At 55.0% G+C, this 22319-nt stretch carries 21 protein-coding genes and 1 riboswitch; of the genes, 16 read left to right on the top strand and 5 right to left on the bottom strand.

All coding sequences use genetic code 11. The features are described 5' to 3' along the window. The first annotated feature begins 37 nt into the window (after window positions 1–37). Together ACFPQ4_RS03880 and ACFPQ4_RS03875 are read left to right on the top strand one after the other, a co-directional pair. Complete coding sequence (locus ACFPQ4_RS03880; RefSeq protein ID WP_378110537.1) at window positions 38–340, top strand: Ger(x)C family spore germination C-terminal domain-containing protein; 303 nt, start codon at window positions 38–40, stop codon at window positions 338–340. Between the two features lie 241 nt (window positions 341–581). Next, the gene (locus ACFPQ4_RS03875) at window positions 582–1916 is read left to right on the top strand and encodes a phosphodiester glycosidase family protein (protein ID WP_378110436.1); all 1335 of its coding nucleotides are present in this window, start codon (window positions 582–584) and stop codon (window positions 1914–1916) included. Here the strand turns inward: ACFPQ4_RS03875 and ACFPQ4_RS03870 are convergent. Next, complete coding sequence (locus ACFPQ4_RS03870) at window positions 1913–2155, bottom strand: hypothetical protein (RefSeq protein WP_378110435.1); 243 nt, start codon at window positions 2153–2155, stop codon at window positions 1913–1915. The genes ACFPQ4_RS03875 and ACFPQ4_RS03870 overlap by 4 nt on opposite strands. A gap of 61 nt (window positions 2156–2216) precedes the next feature. Beyond that, window positions 2217–2507, bottom strand: a complete 291-nt coding sequence (locus ACFPQ4_RS03865; RefSeq protein ID WP_378110434.1) for a DUF3055 domain-containing protein — start codon at window positions 2505–2507, stop codon at window positions 2217–2219. A 235-nt stretch (window positions 2508–2742) separates the two neighbouring features. Here ACFPQ4_RS03865 and ACFPQ4_RS03860 point away from each other — a divergent pair, with 235 nt between their 5' ends. Continuing rightward, a complete protein-coding gene (locus ACFPQ4_RS03860) occupies window positions 2743–3747 on the top strand; it encodes an HRDC domain-containing protein (protein WP_378110433.1) in 1005 nt (334 codons plus the stop codon). Window positions 3748–3865: 118 nt separating this feature from the next. After that, complete coding sequence (locus tag ACFPQ4_RS03855; protein ID WP_378110432.1) at window positions 3866–5248, top strand: MATE family efflux transporter; 1383 nt, start codon at window positions 3866–3868, stop codon at window positions 5246–5248. A gap of 83 nt (window positions 5249–5331) precedes the next feature. Here ACFPQ4_RS03855 and corA read toward each other — a convergent pair whose 3' ends face one another. Together corA and ACFPQ4_RS03845 are read right to left on the bottom strand one after the other, a co-directional pair. After that, window positions 5332–6267 carry a magnesium/cobalt transporter CorA gene (gene corA / locus ACFPQ4_RS03850; protein WP_378110431.1) on the bottom strand — a complete coding sequence of 312 codons (936 nt, stop codon included), beginning with the start codon at window positions 6265–6267 and terminating at the stop codon, window positions 5332–5334. Window positions 6268–6332: 65 nt separating this feature from the next. Then, window positions 6333–6518: a hypothetical protein gene (locus ACFPQ4_RS03845; protein WP_378110430.1), complete on the bottom strand. Its 186-nt coding sequence runs from the start codon at window positions 6516–6518 to the stop codon at window positions 6333–6335. Between the two features lie 121 nt (window positions 6519–6639). Beyond that, a riboswitch (SAM riboswitch) is annotated at window positions 6640–6751 on the top strand. 107 nt (window positions 6752–6858) lie between these two features. Here ACFPQ4_RS03845 and metA point away from each other — a divergent pair. From metA to ACFPQ4_RS03800, 9 genes are all read left to right on the top strand, one after another. After that, window positions 6859–7800, top strand: a complete 942-nt coding sequence (gene metA / locus ACFPQ4_RS03840; protein WP_378110429.1) for a homoserine O-acetyltransferase MetA — start codon at window positions 6859–6861, stop codon at window positions 7798–7800. A gap of 19 nt (window positions 7801–7819) precedes the next feature. Next, complete coding sequence (locus ACFPQ4_RS03835) at window positions 7820–8977, top strand: PLP-dependent transferase (protein WP_378110428.1); 1158 nt, start codon at window positions 7820–7822, stop codon at window positions 8975–8977. Between the two features lie 19 nt (window positions 8978–8996). Beyond that, window positions 8997–10181: a MalY/PatB family protein gene (locus ACFPQ4_RS03830; protein WP_378110426.1), complete on the top strand. Its 1185-nt coding sequence runs from the start codon at window positions 8997–8999 to the stop codon at window positions 10179–10181. 136 nt (window positions 10182–10317) lie between these two features. Next, the gene (locus ACFPQ4_RS03825; protein WP_378110425.1) at window positions 10318–11691 is read left to right on the top strand and encodes an EAL domain-containing protein; all 1374 of its coding nucleotides are present in this window, start codon (window positions 10318–10320) and stop codon (window positions 11689–11691) included. Between the two features lie 81 nt (window positions 11692–11772). Then, window positions 11773–12912, top strand: coding sequence for a cyclic dehypoxanthinyl futalosine synthase (mqnC, locus tag ACFPQ4_RS03820; protein ID WP_378110424.1), 1140 nt, complete (start codon window positions 11773–11775; stop codon window positions 12910–12912). A 66-nt stretch (window positions 12913–12978) separates the two neighbouring features. Beyond that, on the top strand, window positions 12979–13728 hold the full coding sequence (locus ACFPQ4_RS03815) for an HAD family hydrolase (protein ID WP_378110423.1): 750 nt from the start codon (window positions 12979–12981) through the stop codon (window positions 13726–13728). Window positions 13729–13749: 21 nt separating this feature from the next. Then, entirely contained in the window at window positions 13750–14472 is a 723-nt protein-coding gene (locus ACFPQ4_RS03810) for a ThuA domain-containing protein (protein WP_378110421.1), read from the top strand. 13 nt (window positions 14473–14485) lie between these two features. Beyond that, entirely contained in the window at window positions 14486–16120 is a 1635-nt protein-coding gene (locus ACFPQ4_RS03805; RefSeq protein WP_378110420.1) for a putative polysaccharide biosynthesis protein, read from the top strand. 31 nt (window positions 16121–16151) lie between these two features. Then, on the top strand, window positions 16152–16502 hold the full coding sequence (locus ACFPQ4_RS03800; RefSeq protein ID WP_378110419.1) for a thioredoxin family protein: 351 nt from the start codon (window positions 16152–16154) through the stop codon (window positions 16500–16502). Window positions 16503–17182: 680 nt separating this feature from the next. Here ACFPQ4_RS03800 and ACFPQ4_RS03795 read toward each other — a convergent pair. Beyond that, window positions 17183–18610, bottom strand: coding sequence for a glycosyltransferase (locus tag ACFPQ4_RS03795; RefSeq protein ID WP_378110418.1), 1428 nt, complete (start codon window positions 18608–18610; stop codon window positions 17183–17185). 218 nt (window positions 18611–18828) lie between these two features. Here ACFPQ4_RS03795 and ACFPQ4_RS03790 point away from each other — a divergent pair, with 218 nt between their 5' ends. Genes ACFPQ4_RS03790 through ACFPQ4_RS03780 form a run of 3 tightly spaced genes read left to right on the top strand, consistent with a single transcriptional unit; the run spans window position 18829 to window position 22239 of the window. Next, the gene (locus ACFPQ4_RS03790) at window positions 18829–19854 is read left to right on the top strand and encodes a mannose-1-phosphate guanylyltransferase (protein WP_378110417.1); all 1026 of its coding nucleotides are present in this window, start codon (window positions 18829–18831) and stop codon (window positions 19852–19854) included. A gap of 1 nt (window position 19855) precedes the next feature. Continuing rightward, window positions 19856–20824, top strand: coding sequence for a GDP-mannose 4,6-dehydratase (locus tag ACFPQ4_RS03785; protein ID WP_378110416.1), 969 nt, complete (start codon window positions 19856–19858; stop codon window positions 20822–20824). 50 nt (window positions 20825–20874) lie between these two features. Further along, entirely contained in the window at window positions 20875–22239 is a 1365-nt protein-coding gene (locus ACFPQ4_RS03780; protein ID WP_378110415.1) for a glycosyltransferase, read from the top strand. The last annotated feature ends 80 nt before the right edge of the window (window positions 22240–22319 follow it).

Below are 22319 nucleotides of genomic sequence, written 5' to 3'. Positions count from 1 at the left end.
GAGTGCTTTTTTGCTTTCTTAGAGCGTCGGCTTCAATATTTGCATAAAAGTGCAAGCCAAAGGCAATTTGCTCGAATCGACGGGCACTTCCGACTGGAAAGAGTCCAGCCGTAAAGCGAAGCTGGACGAAACGTTGTCCGCCGCCTTGTCCGACCAGCTCGAAGGAATCGTCCGTAAGCTGCAAAAACTTGGGACGGACAGTCTGGGCATCGGAGCGTACGTACGAAACAGCATGAGCTTCAAGGAATGGAAGGCTTTGAATTGGAGCGAGGTTTACCCGGAAGCGGACGTTCGCGTCGAAGCGAAGGTTCACGTGTTTGACTTCGGAATGATTCAATAGGCAACGCTCTAAACTATCGGCCTCACGCTACCGAATATACCTGTATTCGAGAGAGATGAGGTCGTTTGTCATTATGAAGCTTACACTCAACCGTACGTTTAAACATTGCATGTCCCTAGCATTAGCCTTTGGGATACTAGTGGCTGGTGCCGACGCAGAAGGGAGAGCCGTTCCAACGGGTGCGCCGACGGTTAATTATCCAACCGCGCCCCTCGCGCCAACGACGCCATCGCTGCCCTCCGTGGGAAAGCCAGGCCCGTCGGAGCTTCCTGCGTCGACGGAGACGGCTCCCGTATCTCCGTTCGCGTGCCAGACGGGCGTAATCCGCGTGCCGCTGAATAAGCGGACGGATTTAGCCGCATTGCTGCATTCGCCGGCTGACAGCGTCTACGCGAGCTCGAATACGAAGATCGCTAAAGTTACGATCAATGGATTGATCGTCCCTCAAGCGAAAGGTGCCATAACGATTACCGCCAAAGGATGGACGCAGAATAAAGACGGGGCCTGGAACGCATATACATGCGTAGCGAATATCGAAATCGAGGATGCCTTACCGGTGAGTCTCGCTTCCGCGCCCAAATCAGAGTTGCGCAAGGTGAAGGTAGGCGCAACGACATTCAGCGTGCAAACCGTTACTTTGCCGAAAGGCATGCCGGTAGATATCGGATTGGCCAGCAACGCGGTCGGCAATATCGAAGAACTGAGAAGTCTCGCAATCCGGCGCAAAGCGGATTATGCCGTGAACGGAACGTTCTTCGAAGCCTACGACAAAGCAGGCGATCCCCAGGAACCGTTGGGCAATTTGATCGCGGACGGAGAAGCCGTTCACATGGGCAGCTACGGCACGACGATCGGGTTTACCGCGGACGGCAGAGCGAAGATGGATACGCTGCGCCTGAAAGTACAAGGCGGCGGCAACGGCAGCTATAATTATCCGAACAATTGGTATGCGACGTTCGTTAATCGCACGCCAAACCCGGAAGGCAATTCCTCGATTTTGTTCACGCCTGCGCGGGGCGCTAAGATCGGGTTCGCCTACGGAACGGCGATCGTCGTCCAAGGTGGCGTAGTGAAACGGATCGCTCAGGACGAGAACGTGGCGATTCCTCGGGACGGGTTCGTCATCGTGCTCAACGGCGCGGAGAAGCGTTCGCTCGGCAGCAAGTTCGAAGTCGGCAAAAGAATTCATTATCGGCTCAAATATACGGACATTAACGGGAACGAGATCGATTGGGGTGACGTCGTAACGGCCGTCGGCGCGGGACCGCGCGTGCTGAAAGACGGCAAAGCTTACAACGATGCGGTACGCGAAGGCTTTAAGCAGGAGAAAATACTGTCCACGCCGGCCGCCCGCAGCGGAATCGGCATCCGCAAAGACGGCAGCGTCGTCATCGTCACGGTTAATAAAGCGACGATCAAAGATTTAGGGGAAATTCTTCGTTCGCTCGGCGCCGTCCAAGGGATGAATTTGGATGGCGGGGCATCGTCGGGCTTATTCGCGACAGGCCGAATGCTGACCACGCCGGGTCGGCTGATCAGCAATTCGTTGCTATTCGGCGTTCAGCTGAGAACTTAATCGTCCTCGCCGGGGTAGTCCCGTTCCAGACCCGCGTGCAGCTCTTTGTTCTCGTAATCGAAAGCATTGGGAGATTGTTGCCCGACTAACCATGGCGTACTCTTCCCGTAAGCGGCCATCGGCATTGCGGATCCGTAAGGACCCTCCGGAAACTCCTCGTTGGCCAGCTCGACCTTCATCGATTCTATGGCTGCGATATTTTTGATCGGCTGATTTTTTTTGGAACGGAACGGAAACATGTTAGGAAACCTCCCTTTTCCTCGGATGAGTTTCCCACAGGATGCCCCGTTCGCCAATCGTTTAGTCGGTGAAGTTAACGGCTCCGAGTACGAGCACTAGAAACTGGGCTAGCTCGGCGGCTTCTTCTTCGGTAATGCGGAATACGGATTCCAGCACGCCTTCTTCCTCGAGATCGTCCGGTCCGAGCACGGCGCTTCGGCCGAATTGCATGTCGGTAACGAGCTTCTTGCCGTAGAAGCGGTTCGTCGTCAATATCGCCAGGTCGAATCGCTTCAAGCTTGGCGTAATGAACGTAACGAAGCGGGTCGAGGTTTGTTCGGTGGAATCGGATAAATAATCGAAATCTTGCATGACGGAATAAGTCCTCCTTGGCGCTAGTGCTTTCCCCATTATAAAGCAACGCGGAGGGTATTGCCTAACACGGGTAATTTTGTTAATCTGGAACTGTTCATGTTCACAGGAGAGAGGAAGCACCTCATCGCCGATTCGGCGGGGGGTGCTTCTTTGAGTTATTCCTGCATCTCCTCCGGGTACTGTAGCCTGAACGCATATCTCGCCGCGGACGCGGCGCAAGGAGGAGAAGGGAATGAACGTAGTATTTCTGAATCAATTCGAACGATTGGCTGCCCAGGGGCAGCCGGAGGAGCAGGCGCACGTCTATATCGGCGAACAGCAAGGCGTATGGAGCGCGGGCTGGAAGCCGGCTGACTCGGCGAGCGCTTCGGAGGCGGATCTCTGGTACGAAGGAATGAGCTGGGAAGAGCTGCTGGCGTCTTTCCGGCACGGCATTGCCGGGAAGATGCGCTTAGGCTTCAGGCCGCTTATCGACGGCATGCTGGAGGAGACGCCGTTCTGGGACCGTCGCCCGTCGCTCCCGCAGCTGCTGCAGTGTTACGCCGATTTGCAGCCGCCGAACGAGATGGCGGACAAGCTTCGGCTATGGCGCCGTTCGAAAGCGTCGGAAGAGAAGAAATCCGCTTTCCTGATCGCTACGAACCGCGAGCTTCATATGCTGGCCGTGTACTTGCCGCGAACGATGGAGGAATTGCTTGAAATTCCCGGATTCGGCAAGCTGAAAGCCGACAAATACGGCGGCGGTCTTCTAGCGGTTATGAAGGACGCGGAGAGGGAGCATCCGTATCCGCTGGAAAGCTGGGTACCGGGCGCCGTGTCCGCGGAACAGCTGTCCGAGTGGTTATTCAGGCTGAAGGAAGACAAATACGGCAAGACGCTCACCGACGTTCGGGAGAAACGCTCGCTGCTGTTCGCCATTCGCGACGGTAAATCGCTTGAGCAGTTGGAAGGCGATCTGAATTGTCCCCGCAGATCGCTCGTAGAGCGAATCGAGAAGCTGGACGAGGAAGGGTATGACGTGCTGCCCATCGTGGAACACGAATTGGCGGAAATATCGGCGGAGGAGATCGGCAAGATCGAATCCGCGCTTGGAGAGTTGGGCGACAAGTACTTAAAACCTCTGTTGCGCAAAGTGTACGGGGACCTCAAGACGAATGATCAAGAAACGGAGCGACAGTACGAAAAGCTGAGGATGGCGCGCATTCGGTTTCGTAGAGTAAGCAGAACGGCGGTATAAGACCGCATACGGGACCCAAGAGCTTCGTATGACCATTGGAATGCCTTCTCCGGCGATACCTTGCGTGTTATATTAGGCAAGAATGTGAAAAGGTTTTCGCTGGAGGATGGCAGTCACCATGAATAAGAACAAAATGTCCTTAGGGACTTTAGCTTGGCCGATCATGATCGAGATGTTCCTGCAATTCGCGATCGGAACGGCCGATACGCTGATGGTGAGCCGAATTTCGAACGACGCGGTTGCCGTCGTCGGTTTCGCGAACCAGTTTTTCAACGCGGTTCTCATCGTCTTCATGTTGGTAGCTAGCGGCGCGGGTATCTTGATCGCCCAACGGCTTGGCGCGGGACAGCAGAGGGATGCTCGCGTGCTCGGTACGATGGCGATCGTCATTACCGGAGCGCTCGGCATCATCGTCAGCATTACGATTTTCTTCGGCGCGGGTACGTTCGCGGAAGCGCTGAACGTACCGCACGAGATTTTGCCCGACGCCGATACGTATATGACGATCGTCGGCAGCGGCATGCTGCTCACCGCGTTGAACGCGGCGCTAAGTACTTGCGTCCGTAACACGGGCGATACGCGATCCCCGATGTATATCGCGTTCGGCATGAATATTTTCCATGTTTTTTTGAACGCTTGTTTTATTTTCGGAGCGTTAGGGTTCCCGAAGTGGGGACTGCAAGGGGTCGCGCTATCGACCGTCATCGTTCGGTTTCTTGCGGTGCTCGTGCTATTGCGGTTGTTCCGTCACGCGTTCGGTTCGAAGATCGCTTGGTCCGAGTTTTTCAAGTTCAAGCCTAAGTTACTGAAGGAAGTCATCCGGATCGGTTGGCCGATGAGCTTGAACGGCGCTTCGTGGACGATTTCCCAACTGGCGATATTCAGCTTGATCGGCATTATGGGCACGCATGAGCTTGCCGCAAGGACATATATGAATACGATGGAGTCGTTCGCGTTCACGGTCGGTTGGTCGCTCGCCGTCGCCGCGCAAATCCAGATCGCGTACATGTACGGCAAAGACATGCGCCGAGAAGCGTATTACAGCTGCTACCGGGCGATGGGGGCCGGCATGCTGCTCGTAACGCTGAATACCGGATTGATGCTCGTCTTCCGCCAGCCGATCTTGCAATATTTCACGGACGACCCGTGGATTATCGATACGGCGATTACGTTACTTTGGCTGAACTTGATCTTGCAGCCGGGCAAGATGTTGAACATGGCGCTGGGACAATCGGTTAACGCGATAGGTGACGGACGGTTTTCGATGATGGTGTCGCTGCCAAGCATGTGGATTCTCGCGTTCGGATTGTCTTACGCGCTGGGGTTGTCGCTCGATTGGGGGTTGTACGGCGTATATGTGGGGATGATTCTAGACGAATATACCCGGGGCATCATCATGTGGTTCCGCTGGCGGAATCATCGGAAAGCCGGCAAGCTGGCTGACCGGATCGGCGCTCCCGCCGTCGATGCTAAAGGCGCGGTGCAAGCCGGCACGATGTAAGAACATAAATAAGGAGCGCAGGATGTTCGCCAAGGCGACGATCCTCGCTCCTTATTGTCGGATTACGCTTGAACCGGCTTCACTCATAGCCAATCCTTCTTGCGGAAGAAGTAAAACATCCCGAAACCGATGACGGCCATAAGCGCGAGCAACACAATTGATCCCGAATGATAATGCATGCCCGGTATGAAGTCGAAGTTCATCCCGTAAATCCCGGTTATGAACGTGAGCGGCATGAAGATCGTCGTCAAGGCGGTGAACACGCGCATGATTTCGTTCGCGCGGTTCGCCAAGCTCGATTGGTAAGCCTCGCGTAAGTTGCCCATCAAGTCGCGGTACGTCTCGAACGTCTCGTAAATTTTGACGGCGTTCTCGTGAATGTCGCCGAAATATTTTTGCAGCTGGTCGTCGATCAGGCGAAGCTCCTTGCGATTCAAGGTGCTGATCAGCTCTCGCTGAGGACCGAGCGCCTTCTTAAGCCACAGAATTTCGCTTCGCAGACCGATGATCTCGGTCAGGTGCGATTTCTTCGTATGCATCAGAATATCTTCCTCGAGGCTCTCGATGCGCGCCTCGATCCGGTCGCCGACGGAGAAGTAATTATCGACCACGATGTCGACCAAGTGATACAGGAAACGGTCAGATTGATTGACTTCTTGCTCCCATAGCACCGGCTTGACCGCGCGGAGCTCGTTGATCTTCTGCCGGGTAACCGTAATCAAATAATGGCGGCCAAGGAAAATGTTCAGCGCCCGCAAGAAAATTTCTTCGTCGTCGAACCGGATGCTGTTAATAACGAGGAAGTATTGGCTTTCGTAAATTTCGAGCTTGGGCCGTTGCTCTTCTTCCGTCATGCAGTCTTCTACGGCAAGGTCATGTAGACCGAATAAGGGCTGCAAGACGATGAGGTCGTCGATGTCGGCGTCAATCCAATAAAAGCCGCTCTTCGGAGGGAGCAGCGTTTCGTTAATATCTTCGATCGGCGTAAATACGCCATTGTTCACGAGCCTGATTTTCATAGGATTCGCTCCTTTGCATGATCATACGTTCATGCAGGACGATATCCGCGTCTCAATGAGGAGCCTTAGCCGGCCATCGAAGAAGCCGATCCGGGAAGGACTCCCCGTGCGTAATCGGAATACCATCCTGCGCTATTCAAGCTGATGCTCCCATAAGGCCTGGGCGTATCGCCTTCCATTGCGGCTTCCCCCTTTTCATCGCTCATTTCGCGCTTGTTCCGCGCGGTGGACGTGATAAGTATAATCCCCACCCCCATCTCCTATCAAGGAGAAAATACGACAACCTTCCGGGCTGCCGCGCGTCTTGACGGGTCGTTCTTTTTCGGGTACATTAAAGGTAGTTTAACCCCACAACTGAAAATGAGTTTTGCCATCTTATCAAGAGCAGGCGGAGGGACTAGCCCGATGAAGCCCGGCAACCGGCGTTTAACGACGCACGGTGCTAAATCTTGCGGAAACGACTAACGTTTCTGACAGATGAGAAGGGCGCCGCGTACGATACTTCTTACACGACCCTTCTAGTTGGGGTCGTTTTTTATTATGCCATGGTGTCGAATGACGTAACGTTCGCCACCAGTAAGGAGGACTAACATGCCGATTAAAGTACCGGACAACTTGCCGGCCAAGGAAGTGTTGGCGCAGGAAAATATTTTCGTCATGGACGAAAGCGTAGCATACCATCAGGATATTCGGCCGCTGCGCATTGCGATCTTAAATCTAATGCCGACGAAGGAAACGACGGAGACACAGCTGCTTCGGCTGATCGGCAATACGCCGCTCCAATTGGAAGCGGTTCTGCTTCACCCGAAAACCCATGTTTCCAAAAACACGTCCGCGGAACATCTGGAGACGTTCTACAAGACTTTCGACGAAATCGCCGACCAGAAATACGACGGGATGATCATTACGGGCGCTCCGGTCGAGCATATGCCTTTCGAGGAAGTCACGTATTGGGAAGAACTAAAGCAGATCATGGACTGGAGCGTGAACAACGTCACCTCCACCTTCCATATTTGTTGGGGCGCGCAAGCCGGACTGTACCATCACTTCGGAGTGCCGAAATACGACCTCGACGAGAAAATGTTCGGCGTGTTCGCGCACCGCGTCACGAAAGCGAACGACAAGCTGCTGCGCGGCTTCGACGAACAGTTTTTCGTGCCGCAGTCGAGGCATACGGAAGTGCGCCGGGAAGATATTGAGAAGATACCGGGACTCGTGATCTTATCGGAATCCGACGATGCGGGCGTCTATATCGCCGCTTCGGCGGACGGCAAGCAAATATTCGTAACCGGTCACTCGGAATACGATTCAAACTCGCTCAAGTGGGAGTACGACCGGGATAAGGCGAAGGGGCTTCGCATCAACGTTCCCCGCAACTATTTTCCGCAGGACGATCCGTCCAAGCTGCCGATGTCGACTTGGCGTGCGCACGCGAACTTGTTATTCTCGAATTGGCTGAACTATTTCGTCTACCAAGAGACGCCGTTCGAGCTCGGCAAGGCGAAAGCCAATAACGGATATTACTCGATCTAATAGGAGGCTGTCGCAACAGATGAACATGGAAAGCCGTTTGGCCCAAATCGGGTCGCAAAGCGATCCGGATACGGGAGCCGTGAGCTTCCCTATCTATAACGCTACCGCATTCCGTCACCCTAAGCTCGGCCAAAGCACGGGCTTCGACTACGCTCGCACGAAGAGCCCGACGCGCGCCGTGCTCGAGGCGGCCGCCGCGGACCTCGAAAGCGGGGATGCCGGATTCGCGTGCAGCACCGGCATGGCCGCGTTGCAAATTATTTTCGCGATGTTCAGTCAAGGCGATCATCTGCTCGTCTCCCTCGATCTGTACGGGGGTACATATCGGCTGCTCGAGAAAATCATGTCCCGGTTCGGCGTGACCGCTTCGTACGTCGACACGAACGACCTCGACGCACTCGAATCCCAACGTACGCCTAACACGAAGGCGGTTCTGATCGAGACGCCGACGAATCCGCTTATGATGATTACGGATTTGGCCAAAGTATCCGCATGGGCGAAGCAAAAAGGGCTTATTACGATCGTCGACAATACGTTGCTTACGCCTTACCTGCAACGTCCGCTCGAGCTCGGCGCGGATATCGTCATCCATAGCGCGACCAAATATTTGGGCGGACACAACGACGTGCTCGCCGGACTGATCGTCACGAAAGGCCAGGAGCTTTCCGCGCAGATCGGGTTCCTGCACAACTCCATCGGGGCTGTGCTCGGGGCGCAAGATTCTTGGCTTCTCATGAGAGGCATGAAGACGCTCGCGCTTCGGATGGAACGCCACCAATATAACGCGACGCGCGTGGCCGAATGGCTGCAGACGCACCCTTCCGTGCTCCAGGTGTATTATCCGGGGTTGCCTTCGCATCCGGGCTACGAGGTTCAGAAATCGCAATCTTCCGGCAACACCGGCATCTTCTCCTTTAAGATGAAGGATGCCCGCACGATCGAGCCGATCTTGCGCCATATTAAGCTGATCGCGTTCGCCGAGAGTTTGGGCGGCGTCGAATCGCTCATGACGTATCCGGCGGTACAGACGCATGCCGACATCCCGCTCGAAATTCGCGAACGCGTCGGCGTAGACGATCGTCTGCTCCGATTCTCGGTAGGCATCGAGCATATCGACGACATAATTGCCGACCTCAAGCAGGCGATTGAAGCCGCTGAACGGGAAAATAACGGGTAACGAAAGGAAGCGAGCGTCCATGAAGTATGATTTCGATATATTGATCGATCGCACGGGCAAAGCTTCCTATAAGTGGGATCAATCGGAAAAGCTATTCGGACGGTCCGATATTTTGCCGTTATGGGTCGCCGATATGGATTTCGCGCCGCCGCGCGAAGTCGTCGACGCGATCGTCGAACGCGCGGAGCAAGGCGTGTACGGCTACACGATCCGGACCCAAGGCTATTACGATGCCATTATCGGTTGGTTGTCCAGACGGCACGGGTGGGACATTCGCCAAGAGTGGCTATCCTCCGCACCGGGTATCGTGCCGGCGCTCAGCTTGATGGTGATGGCGTTCACGGAGCCGGGCGACGGCGTTATTCTGCAATCGCCGGTGTATTATCCGTTCTATGACGTCATTAAGATGAATGGCCGGAAGGTCGTAGACAACGCGCTTATCCTGCAAGACGGCGGTCGTTACGTCATGGATTACGATTTGCTGGAGCAACAAGCGCAAGCCGGGGCCAAGATGCTGCTGCTCTGTACGCCGCACAATCCGGGCGGTCGCGTGTGGACGCGCGAGGAGCTGTCGCGCGTGGCCGATATTGCCCGCAAGTACGATCTTCTCGTCGTCGCGGACGAAATCCATCATGACCTCGTCTTTTCGGGTCATAAGCACATTCCGTTCGCATCGCTCTCGGAAGACGCGGCGCAGCGCTCGCTTACGTGCATCGCGCCGAGCAAGACGTTTAACCTCGCCGGACTGCAAGTCGCGGCGGTCGTCATCCCCGACGAGCAGCGGAGAGCGAAGTACAACGCGCTGCTCAAGACGTTGTCGTTGCACATGGAGAGCTATTTCGGCATTACGGCGATGGAAAGCAGCTATAAGCACGGCGATGAGTGGTTGGATCAATTGCTCGCGTATTTGGAGGGCAATTTGAATGCGATCGTCGATTTTGTCTCGACGCGGTTGCCGCAAATCAAAGTGATGAGACCCGAAGGCACGTACATGGTGTGGCTCGATTGCAATGCGATCTCGGGCAGTCCGCAGGAGCTTAAGCGGCTCATGTTCGAGAAAGCCGGCGTCGCCTTCACGGAAGGCTCGATCTTCGGCAAGCAAGGGACAGGACACTTGCGCGTTAACTTCGCTTGTCCGCGTTCGCTTCTGCTGAAGGCGCTGGACCAATTCGCGACGGCAGTCGAATCGTCTGAAAACGTTTAACTAAAATAGGTAAATAAAGGAGGGGACCGCGGGGATTTTCTGAATTCTCGTGGTTTTCTTCCAAAATTGCCTATTAAGGCATGGCAAATCGTGCTACAATAGTTGAACTTAAACGACAAGGGATGAGGATCTAATCGTGAATGTCCAGGCGCTGCTCGGCCGCTTTGCTCTTGCCCTCAAGATGACGCTTCCGGATCGCTCATTGAAATTTTTTCCTCCTGAATTCACGTTCAGACAACCCGTTCTATCACTGCTCGGCAAGGAGCTGGAGCAGCATAAAGAATGTTATTTGGCGTTGTTTCGTCTAGACTTCTCCCTGCTTCAGGACGAAGTGACCGAAGAGATGTGGACGAGCCTGCAAGACGGCTGCCGCAGACATCTGAGAATCGCCTCGCTAAGCTTGCTCGGAGAGAAACGAATCGTCGCGCTGCAGCAATATTCGAAGACCGATTTCGTACTGATTACGTGCGCGGACGAGCCGTCCGACAAAGATTCGCTCGTTCCGGAAAGCCTGGCCGCCGTATTGAACGATATTAAAACCGCTTTGGAAGTCGGACTCGCGGGCACGTTGCCGGAATGGCGCAATTGCTTGCATATCGCATCCGGTTACGTACCGATCGCGAGCGCTAACGTACTCCGCAAAGTTCACCATTCGTTGTCCGACGCGTACCAGAGCGCGTTAGCTTTGGCTACGGGCGTCATAACGCCTCAGATGAAGCATCTCCGCATCCAAATGGAGCAAATAATCGAGAAGGGTACGATTACCGTACTCGCGCAACCGATCATGAACTTGACGAGCGGCGACGTGTACGGCTGGGAGATTCTTACCCGCGGACCCGAGAATTCGATATTACATTTGCCGGACGAGCTGTTCCAATTCGCTTCGCAAGCGAGACTGCTTACGAAGCTCGAGTTTCTTGTCGTGAAGCGGGCGCTTGAAGAGATCGCCTTCCGCAAAGTACGCGAGCCTGTATTCCTGAACGTGACGGCGGTGACGCTGTCGCATCCGCTCTTCTTGACGCATGTGCTGCAATGCTTGGAGAAGCATCCGCCGCTTAGTCCGCAGCAAATTTACTTCGAAATTACGGAACGTCACGAAGTGACGAACTTTAGAGCTATGGTTGATATATTGCAAACGTATCGCAAGCATGGATTCAAGTTCGCCGTAGACGATGCGGGCTCGGGTTACTCCAGCTTGCAGTTGATCGGGGAGCTCGTGCCGGAGCTTATCAAGATCGATAGATCGGTCATCCAGCAAGTCGATCGGATCGCGATCAAGGAAAGCTTGCTGAAGGCGCTCGTGGCGGCTGCTCGCGAAATCAAGTGCGAGCTGGTGGCCGAGGGCGTGGAACGCGAAGAAGAGATGGACGTGCTGTTCCGTCTCGACGTCAAGATGGGACAAGGGTTTTACTTCGCGAAGCCGAACGTGCTGCTCCACGAGCACGAGAGAGGCATGTTCCAGGAAACGAAAGCGCGTATTCAACACCGCCGCGGTGAAGTCGCCTCTTAAGGTGACCCCGCGGTCTTTTTATGTTACGATGGGATAAGCGTTACACCGAGGTTAAAGCTATGCAAGAGGAGGGTCCTTACAATGAATCAAGTGGACCGGATATTACACCGTGCGCTCCAAGGCGAGCGAATGCAACAAGACGATATCGTAACGCTGTTCGAAAGCGACGAGATCGAGAAAATAGGCCATACGGCAAACCAGCTAATGCTGCGCCGCCATCCCGACCCGATTACGACGTTCGTAGTCGGACGCAACGTGAACTACACGAACGTATGCGACGTGTATTGCCGGTTTTGCGCGTTCTATCGCGCGCCAGGATCGAATGAAGGGTACGTGTTGCCCGACGAGGTAATCTTCCAGAAAATCCAGGAGACGATCGACGTCGGCGGCACGGAAATTTTGATGCAAGGCGGCACGAATCCCGATCTGCCGTTCAGTTATTATTTGGACTTGCTGCGGGCGATCAAGCAGCGGTTCCCGTCGATTACGATGCATTCGTTCTCGCCAGCGGAAATCCGCAAAATGCAAGACGTCGCCGGGAACATCCCGCTCGAGGACGTCGTGCGCCAGCTGCACGAAGCCGGACTCGATTCCCTTCCGGGCGGCGGAGCCGAAATATTGGACGACCGCACGCGCAAGAAGATCAGCCGTTTGAAGGGCACGTGGCGCGATTGGATGGACGTCATGACGACGGCTCATAAGATCGGCATGAACACGACGGCGACGATGGTTATCGGCTTCGGCGAATCGATGGAAGAACGCGCGTTGCACTTGCTCCGCGTGCGCGAAGCGCAAGACGAGTGCTTGAACAACGGCTATCCGTCCAAAGGCTTCCTGGCATTCATTCCGTGGACGTTCCAACCGGAGAACACGAACATGAAGCGCGAGAAGGCGACGCCGGAAGAATACCTCAAGACGCTCGCGATCAGCAGAATCGCGCTCGACAACATCGACAACTTCCAATCTTCTTGGGTAACGATGGGACCCGATGTCGGCAAGCTATCGCTGTCCTACGGCTGCAACGACTTCGGCAGCACGATGATCGAGGAGAACGTCGTATCCGCCGCCGGAACGACGCATAAAGTAAATATCGAACTTATTCTTAAGCTCATTCGCGAAGCCGGCAAAATTCCGGCACAGCGCAATACGCGATACGAGACGATCAAAATCTACAACGACGTTAACGAGACGGTCGCTAAAGATTACATCATGCAAAATTAACATAACGGAGCTCCGAGGTGGCATTAGCCACCTCGGAGCTTATTTCGAAGGGGAGTACGATATAGTTTGGCAGATCAAGTAGGCAAATATAAGCTGCTGGCGCTCGACCTGGACGGTACGTTGTTGAACGATCGCAGCGAGATCAGCGAGACGAACGCCGAATGGGTTCGGAAAGCGGCGGAAGCCGGTATCACCGTATGCGTATCGACGGGGCGGGGCTTCGTCAGTGCTTTGCCGTTCGCGGAGCAGCTTGGGCTCCAGACGCCGATGATTACGGTCAACGGCGGGGAGATCTGGACGAAGCCGCATGCGATCCATCGCCGGACGTTGCTGGCCGCGGACAAAGTCATGAAGCTCCACGCGATCGCCGAGCGTCACGACGCGTGGTTTTGGGCGTACACGACCGAGGAAATTTACAACAAGGAACGCTGGGTAGATGATACGCCTGCGCGCCATTGGCTTAAGTTCGGTTATTATACGGAGGACTTGGCTATGCTCGGCTCCATCCGCGAGCAAGTCGAGAAGATCGAGGGGCTCGAGCTTAGCAACTCCTCTCCTTTCAACATCGAGATCAACCCCGAAGGCGTATCCAAGGCGACTGCGCTCATGGAAGTGTGCCGCATGCGCGGGTTCGACATGTCCGAGGTCGTCGCGGTAGGCGATAGCTTGAACGACATCGCGGCCATTCGCGAAGCGGGACTCGGCATCGCGATGGGCAACGCGCAAGACGAGGTTAAAGCGGCAGCGGACGTCGTCACGGGGCATCATCAAGACGACGGCGTCGCGCAGGCGATTCGACAATACGTGCTGTGCTAACGATCTAAGGAGGGTGTCCGCATGATTCGCGTCACCGTATGGAACGAGTTCAAGCATGAGCAAACGCATGAACAAGTGCGCAACGTATATCCGGACGGCATTCATCGGGTCATCGCCGACGGATTAATCGAGCAAGAGCCGGCATTCGCCGTCCGCACCGCGACGCTGCCGGAGCCCGAGCACGGCTTGACGGAAGACGTATTGAACGAGACCGACGTGCTCATCTGGTGGGGTCATATGGCTCACGACGACGTGAACGACGACATCGTCAATCGCGTGCACGAGCGCGTCCTGAACGGGATGGGCCTTATCGTGCTTCATTCGGGTCATTATTCGAAAATATTCAAGAAGCTCATGGGCACGGGCTGCGGTCTGAAGTGGCGCGAAGCGCACGAAAAGGAACGCATTTGGACCGTCGATCCGTCGCATCCGATCGCGCAAGGCGTTCCCGAGTATTTCGAACTGAAGCCCGAAGAGATGTACGGCGAACACTTCGACATTCCCGCGCCGGACGAGCTGATCTTCGTCAGCTGGTTCGAAGGCGGAGAAGTGTTCCGCAGCGGTTGTACGTTCCGTCGCGGACAAGGGAAGATCTTTTATTTCCGTCCGGGACACGAGACTTACCCGACTTATTACCACCCGATTATCCGCCGCGTTATCGCCAACGGCGTGAAGTGGGCCGCACCTTCCGGCGCCGGCGTTCCATTCCGCGGCAACCATCAACCATTAGAGCCGATCGGCTGAATAAGAGGCTACCTTGAAAAAAGATACTTTGCTCAAAAGCACACTCATTCTGGCCGCGGCAGCGCTCGTCGCCCGCGCGCTTGGCATTTTTCAGCGGGTACCGCTGGATTATTTGCTCCATAACGAAGGGAACGTCTATTTCAACTCCGCGAACAACTTGTACTTGCTCTTGCTAATGGTCGCTACGGCTGGCATTCCGAGCGCGATCAGCAAGATGGTGTCGGAGCGATACGCGCTAGGCAAAATCGACGAAGCCCAGCAAGTGTACCGGGCGGCGTTGCTGTTCGGCGCGATCGCCGGCGTTATTATTACGCTCGGCATGATCGGGCTGGCGCCGTTCATTGCGAATTCGATTTTAGACATGCCTGATGCCGCCGCTTCCGTGCGGGCGATCGCGCCGTCGTTGCTGTTATTCCCGGTCATCGCGATGATCAGGGGCTATTTCCAAGGCAGGCAGTTCATGACCGCGGGAGCGATCTCGCAAATCGTCGAGCAATTCGCCCGCGTTATCGCGGCGGTCGCTATCGCTTACGCGGTATACTCCGCCAACCCGCTTAACGACAAAGGCATCGCGTCCGGAGCGGTACTCGGCAGCGTATTCGGCAGCGTAGCGGCGTTCATCGTCATGCTGTATTACGCGCGCAGGCTGAAAGGCATCGATCGAACGCAGCCGCGACAAGGCGGGGATCCTTCGCGTAAGCTTAGGTTAAAGGCGATCTATCGCGAGCTGTTCAACCTGTCGATCCCGATCGTCATGACGTCTGTAACCGTTCAACTACTATTCACGATGGATACGTATATGGTCATTCCGCTGTCCAAAGGCCACTTCGATTACGATAAGGTCGTTCACTGGGCGGCAGTGCTCGGCATGAACGCCCAATCGATCGCGGGCATTCCGGTCGTACTGGCGATCGCGTTATGCCAGTCGATCATCCCGATCATATCCTCCGCGCACGCTACGGGCGACCAAGAACGCGTCGGCAAGCAAGCCTCGATGGCCGTAAGAATCGCGCTATACAGCGGCATGCCGGTTATTTTGCTGCTGGGCGTCGGCGCGTACAGCGTGAACGGCTTGCTGTTCGAAAGCCCGGTGGGCAGCCCGATCGTGGCGATCCTTACGCTCGGCACGATTTTCCAGATCGGCATGATGGTAACGAACTCGATTCTGCTTGGCATCGGCCAGCCGAAAAAAGCGACGATGCACGCGATGACGGGTATTCTCATCAAAGTCATCTTGAGCTTCGCGCTCGCGCCTTTGTTCGGCGTCTACGGCATCGTGGCCGCGACGACGGTCTGCTTCGTCTGGGCGCTAACGTTCAACATCCTTAGTCTGAAGAAGCGCACGCAAATTCAGATCATCGGCAACCGGTGGACAGGCTTCTTGCTGACGACGGGTATCGTCGCCGCGGTGCTCGCTTTGCTCGAATGGATCGTATTGGCTATTCTGCAAGGTACGGTTCCGGACAAAATCGCGTTCTTCTTCTCGTGCGCGGTAATGGGCTGCGCGATTGCCGTATTGTATCCGGCGCTTCTCGTCTTGCTCCGCGTCGTCACGGCCGAAGAGATTGCGGGATATCCGCGCCCGGTACGCAAGCTGCTGTCGCCGTTCTTGAAACTGCTCGCCGCTCGCCAAAGTTCGAGAGCATAATAGACATATACACCGAGAGGGAGGGAACATCATGCAACGTTTAACCGAGGAGTCTCAATTTCGCGAGTTTGTCGCCGGCGACAACCTTACGGTCGTCATCTTCAAGACGACTTGGTGCAAAGATTGCCATTTCATCGATCCGTTCATCGCGGACGTCGAAGCGGCTTATTCCGATCGCCTAACGATGGCGGAGATCGACCGCGACGATATGGAAGACCTCTGCAGCGAGTTGAATATACTGGGTATACCAAGCTTCATCGCGTTCCGTAACGGGAAAGAGGTTGTCCGGTTCGTAAGCAAGCTGCGCAAAACCCGCGAGGAGATCGAGCAGTTCCTCGATCGTGCGGTGGAAGTAGCGAAGGCGTTACCTGCCGCGAATTGAGTGACCGATAAAAGCTGTGTCTGATGTGCTTTTGGCGCATTAGTCACAGCTTTTTTACTGTTACATCGCCGAATGCGTGAAATTGCAGGCGCTAACGGTGCCACGCACCGTTAAATCACCAAATCCGCGAAATCGCAGGCTCCAACGGTGCCACGCACCGTTAATTTGCCAAATCCGCGAAATTGCAGGCTCCAAGGGTGCCACGCACCGTTAATTTGCCAAATCCGCGAAATTGCAGGCTCTAACGGTGCCACGCATCGTTACATCGCCGAATCCGTGAAATTGAAGGCTCCAACAGTGCCACGCACCGTTATATCGACGAAATTTCCGACTAGGATATCAGGTTGGTGAATAGCGGTATCGCATCGGAAAAAGCCGTCCTTCGCAATTCGAAGGACGGCTTTTTCCATACACTCAGACTTGAACGATAGCTTGGACACGCGCACGGCATTGTCCTCACTATGCTCAACGGTAGACAGGCAGAGGATGACATGCTTCTTCTGCCTGCAATTCAGCACGGCTTCGTTGTGGACGCCAGGATTGACTTCGTAGAAAGCCCGTTGCCGATAATCTCGAGGATCGTGCCCGTTGCCGACGCACGACTCTGGAATTCGATGCCGCTCAGCACTACCCTGCATATCGAAACATTTGCTACTACATATCGGAACGTACGCGACCACCTATTTGCGTTTTCTCCCACGTCTGCTCACCGCTGTTCTAACACGGGAAGAACGCGCGCGTCTGCTTCTCTTCACCACACGAGACGATCTTCTCGCCCGGCCGTTCCCCTTAAGCTTCCCTCTTCGAAGCCGTAGCTTTCTTCCTCCGCGTCTAAGCAATCTGCGCTTTCTACCGCGAACGATCAAACGGCGCCTTCCTTTTCCGCGTCGTCGCGCCAAACGTCTGCTTCTCCTGCGCCGACGTTTGGCACCTCTTTCATCTTCTTGCTCCGCAAACGGGGCCAGTTCGGCCGATCCTCTTCGGAGCGATTCGGAGCTGGCCAGCTTTGCTAATTGCAAATAACCATCGGCGATCCGATTCGACTCAAAGATCAGGCCTTTATTAAACGCGCGCGAGCTAAACAGTCCCCGAGCCGGGGCGTCGCTAATCAAACCCGACAGTTGGCCGGCAATCGCCGATACGTCTCCGAACGGGAATAGCAGTCCCGTTCCGTCGCCGTACAATTCCTGCGCGTAGCTTGTCGGTGTAGACATGATAGCCTTGCCGGTACGCGTGGCATGGGTAAGCGTTCCGCTGGCAAACACGAGGCTCACGTCCCAGTGCGGATTAATATAAATATCCGCCGCGGTTAACCGTTGAAGCAAATCTTGCTGGGATTGGAACTCGGGCATGAATTGTACGTGCGAGTCTAAGCCGAGTTCGCTCGTACGTGCAACCAACGCCCGGAAATAACCTTCGGCTTCCGGATTATCCGGATGCGGACCGCCAACAACCCAATATAGGATATCGGGATGCGCAGCGATGACCGAAGGCAAGGCGCTAAGCACGAGGTCGACGCCTTTGTTCGGGTTAAGCAAACCGAACGTAAGGGCAACGACTCGATTATGAACGCCGTAAGCGGCGCGCAACGCGTTGCGGTCCATCGAAGCGTTGTCGGGCGCGCCGAGCGGAATATGAATCGTCCGTTCCGGGGGAGCGCCGAAACCGGGGAGGATCGACTTGGCATGCGCTGTCGTGGCAACGACGTAATTGCTCATGGAGACGATCCGGTTGACCACCGAAGCGCGAGGTCCAATCGGAGCGAAATCAAGCGTATGCAGTACCGTAACTATCGGCTTTTTCAAATTGGCGATCAATTCGATAACCCAAGCTCCGTCCTGCCCGCCGTATAAACCGAATTCGTGTTGAATGACGACGACGTCCCACCGGGAAGCGTTGATCGCGTTCGCCGCATTGTAGTAATCCTGTAACTCGTCGCGGCGAATTTTGATGACGACTTCGGGAGGATAGGGCAACGAATCGGTGACGAGAGCCGCGATGCCGACATTCATCTGTCCTTTGAGCATGAGATGATTCGCAAGATCGTACGCGAACTCGCCAACCCCGCATCGACGAGGGGGATAGGTGCTGAGCATGAGAATGTTCATCGGTATCCTCCGTCATTCGGAATGTGTATTTTTTTATGATATGTGCGGGGGCAGTAATGTCTTGGACCAATACCCTTGACGCTAAAGATGCGCGCAATTTTTTTCAGAGAGAGATGATCGTCCACTCCTTCTGGGTAGGCAGTCCATAAAATAATGGAGAATTGGCATCTTTAGATAACGCATCTTGCCCGTATGGCGCGATTGGAGCTGAACGAGTTGTGAAGATCGTCATCATGGCCGGAGGTAGAGGCAATCGGCTTTGGCCTAAGAGCGCAAGCAGCAGACCGAAGCAATTTATAGCTTTGACCTCCGACGAGTCTTTGCTTCAAATGACTTACCGCAGCTTGGCGCAGCATTTGCCCGAACGGCAATTGTTCGTAGCGACTGCCGCCAAGTACGTCGATCTGGTGAAGGCGCAATTGCCCGAGCTGGACACGGACAGATTGATCATAGAACCGGTTCAGCGCGATACCGCCCCTTGCATCGCCTTAACCGCGCTGCGGTTTTTGCGCGAGAACGACGACGAAGTCATTGTAACGATGCCCGCCGATCATCTCATTCCCGATACAAAATCGCTAGTCGATAAGCTTGCCGAAGCCGAAGCGAATGCCGAAACCGGCGAAGCGATCGTCACGCTCGGCGTCGTTCCGACCCGTCCCGAGACGAACTACGGATACATCCACACTGTCGGTAACGGCAGCAACGTGCGCAAAGTCCAGGCATTCCTCGAAAAGCCGAGCAAGGAACGCGCGCGCAAATGGTTGGAAATGCCCGAGGTGTACTGGAATAGCGGTATTTTCATTTGGAAGCCTTCGACGATCGCGGCTGCGATGAAACGATATCAGCCGGATATTTGGTACCCGTTGCTGGATGCGGAAGTAGATTGGGAGGACGTGTACGCGAAGCTGCCGAAAATTTCTGTCGATTACGCCATTTTGGAAAAGTCAGAGCACTTATTTTGCATTCCCGTAAAGTTCGATTGGGACGACGTGGGCACTTGGAAATCGCTGGAGCGATTCAGTAAGTCCGACGAAGCTGGCAATATCGTCAAAGGGAACGCCCTGCTCGCCGACGCGACGAATAACATCGTCTTCAGCGAGAAGCTACAGGCGATCATTATCGGCGCGGACAATCTCATTATCGTAGCCACGGAGGAAGGCTTACTGGTTTGTCATAAGTCCAGCGAATCGCTTCTGAAGCAGTACGTGCAACAACTGGAGGACAAAGAAGGAGGCAAGCATTAACATGAAAGCACTCGTGACGGGGGTCTCCGGATTTGTAGGCAGCCATATGGCCGAGTTTTTGCTGCAAAAGGGCGTTGAGGTCGTCGGCACGATTCGCAATCGCAGTCGCATGAATCATATTGAACATATGCTCAGAGATTTGCATTTGGTGGAATGCGAGCTTCGCGACCCGTTCTCGGTAGAGACGCTCGTGAAGACGGAGAAGCCGGATTTGATTTTCCACTTGGCCGCCCAAAGCTTCGTTCCGACGTCCTGGAATGCTCCGATGGATACGATCAACAACAATATCGCGGGGCAGCTGCATATTTTCGAGGCGGTACGTCGCTTTGATTTGCCTTCGAAAATTCAAATCGCATGCTCCAGCGAAGAGTACGGGCATGTCGATCCGCACGAAACGCCGATTCTCGAGTCGAATCCGCTGCGTCCGTTAAGCCCCTATGCCATCAGCAAGGTAGCTCAGGATTTAATGGGCTATCAATATTACAAAAGCTACGGCCTTCACGTTATTCGTACGCGGACGTTCAATCATACCGGTCCACGCCGCGGAGAACAGTTCGTCACTTCTAACTTCGCCAAGCAAATCGCGGATATCGAAAAAAGATTGCAGCCTCCCGTCATGAGCGTCGGGAATCTCGAAGCGAAGCGGGATTTCACCGATGTCCGCGACGTCGTGCGCGCCTATTGGCTTGCGCTCGAGAAAGGCCAACCGGGAGAAGTTTATAATATCGCCTCAGGCACATGCTGGTCGATCGCGGACATGTTGAAGCTGTTGCTGTCATTCAGCGACGCGAACATCGAAACCAGGCAGGATCCGGCGCGGATGCGCCCATCGGATGTGGAGCTGCTGCTTGGCAACTACGATAATTTTCATGCGGCGACAGGTTGGAGGCCGGAAATCCCGTTCGAGCGAACGATGCTTGACCTTCTTAACTATTGGCGTTCCCAGTCGCATGGCGAAAGCGGTGGTTAACGATGGCGGGTGCTGCGGCATTAGCAAGGAACAGGCGGAACCGGCGAAAAATGCAAAGAGCGAGTATCGCTTTGGATACGGCGAGGTCGAGAGCGAAGCATCGCGGCAAAGCCCATCGGCTTAGCCGGATAGTCCGACATGATGGCGGAAGGCGCCCGTCGGCCAGAGTCAGATGGCGCAGGGCGGCACGGTTACGGCGTCTTCGGCTTGCGTCCACGAAACATGCGTCCGTTATGGACATCACGGATAAGGATCTTCCGCTGGAACTAATGCGCGCGCTCGATGCCGAACCGTACTCCGACGAATTCGGCATTAACCTAATCGGTTATGCTCGTAGCGAGACGGGGATGGGGGAGTCTTGCCGTCTGGCGGCCAGGGCGATCGAGAGCGCCGGGCTTCCGTTCGGGATCATCTCCGTCGATCTGGACAATCTCGTGAACATGGACATATCTTGGGCGCACAAAGAAAACGCGGTTCCGCACTACAAGACGAATATCTTCCATATTAACGCCCCCGAGATGCCGCTAGTCGCAGGAAGATTCGGCGGGTCGTTGTTCCAAGACCGGTTTAATATCGGCTACTGGCACTGGGAGCTTCCGGAATTTCCGGATGAGTACATGCACGGCTTCGAGCTGCTCGACGAAATTTGGGTACCGACGAAGTTCGTCAGGGATAGCATCGCGGCGAAATCCAAAGTGCCGACAATCGTTATCCCTCACGGCGTCTATGTAGAGGAGTTGCCCGACCATCTGAACCGGCAATGGTTCGGATTGCCGAACAACCGGTTCTTGTTTCTCTGCATGTACGATTCGTACAGCATCAAAGCAAGGAAAAATCCGCAAGGGGTCATCGATGCCTATCGCAAGCTGACGAGCGAATGCGATCTTCCGGTGGATCTGGTCGTGAAAATCAACCATCCGACGGCGGAGGAGACGGCTGCGCTATGGGCACGTCTCGAAGGCATACCGAACGTGCGAATCATCGATCAGGTGCTCGGAAGGACCGAAGTCAAAGCGCTAATCCGTTGCGCGGACTGCGTCGTCTCGTTGCATCGGTCCGAAGGCTTCAGCTTGCCTCTCGCCGAAGCGATGTATCTTGGCAAGCCGGTCATCGGCACGAACTGGTCGGGCAATACGGACTTCATGAACGCCAGCAACGCCGGTGCCGTCGACTATCAGCTCGTAAAGGTCGGTCAAGATTACGGGCCTTATCGGGCGCACCAAATTTGGGCGGAGCCGGATATCGATCATGCCGCCTACCTGATGCGAAAGATGGCAACCGACGCGAAGTGGCGGGAGACGATCGCCCGCATCGGGCAAGCGACGATCCGTACGCGCTTTTCTCCGAAAGCGACAGGGCAAGCGATCAAGGAACGTCTGACGGCGTTGCGTTCGTCCCTGTTGCCAATAGGCTAAATATAGAGCCCCGTCCGGCTTTGGCCAGCGTTCACAAATGTGACATGGCAATGCCGGATGGGGTTCTGTATAATGGGAAA

Origin of the sequence: Cohnella yongneupensis (assembly GCF_042655785.1) — a bacterium.
GTDB lineage: Bacteria > Bacillota > Bacilli > Paenibacillales > Paenibacillaceae > Cohnella > Cohnella yongneupensis.
The sequence above is the reverse complement of the archived record's forward strand: the minus strand, read 5'-3'. Positions and strand labels throughout refer to the sequence as shown.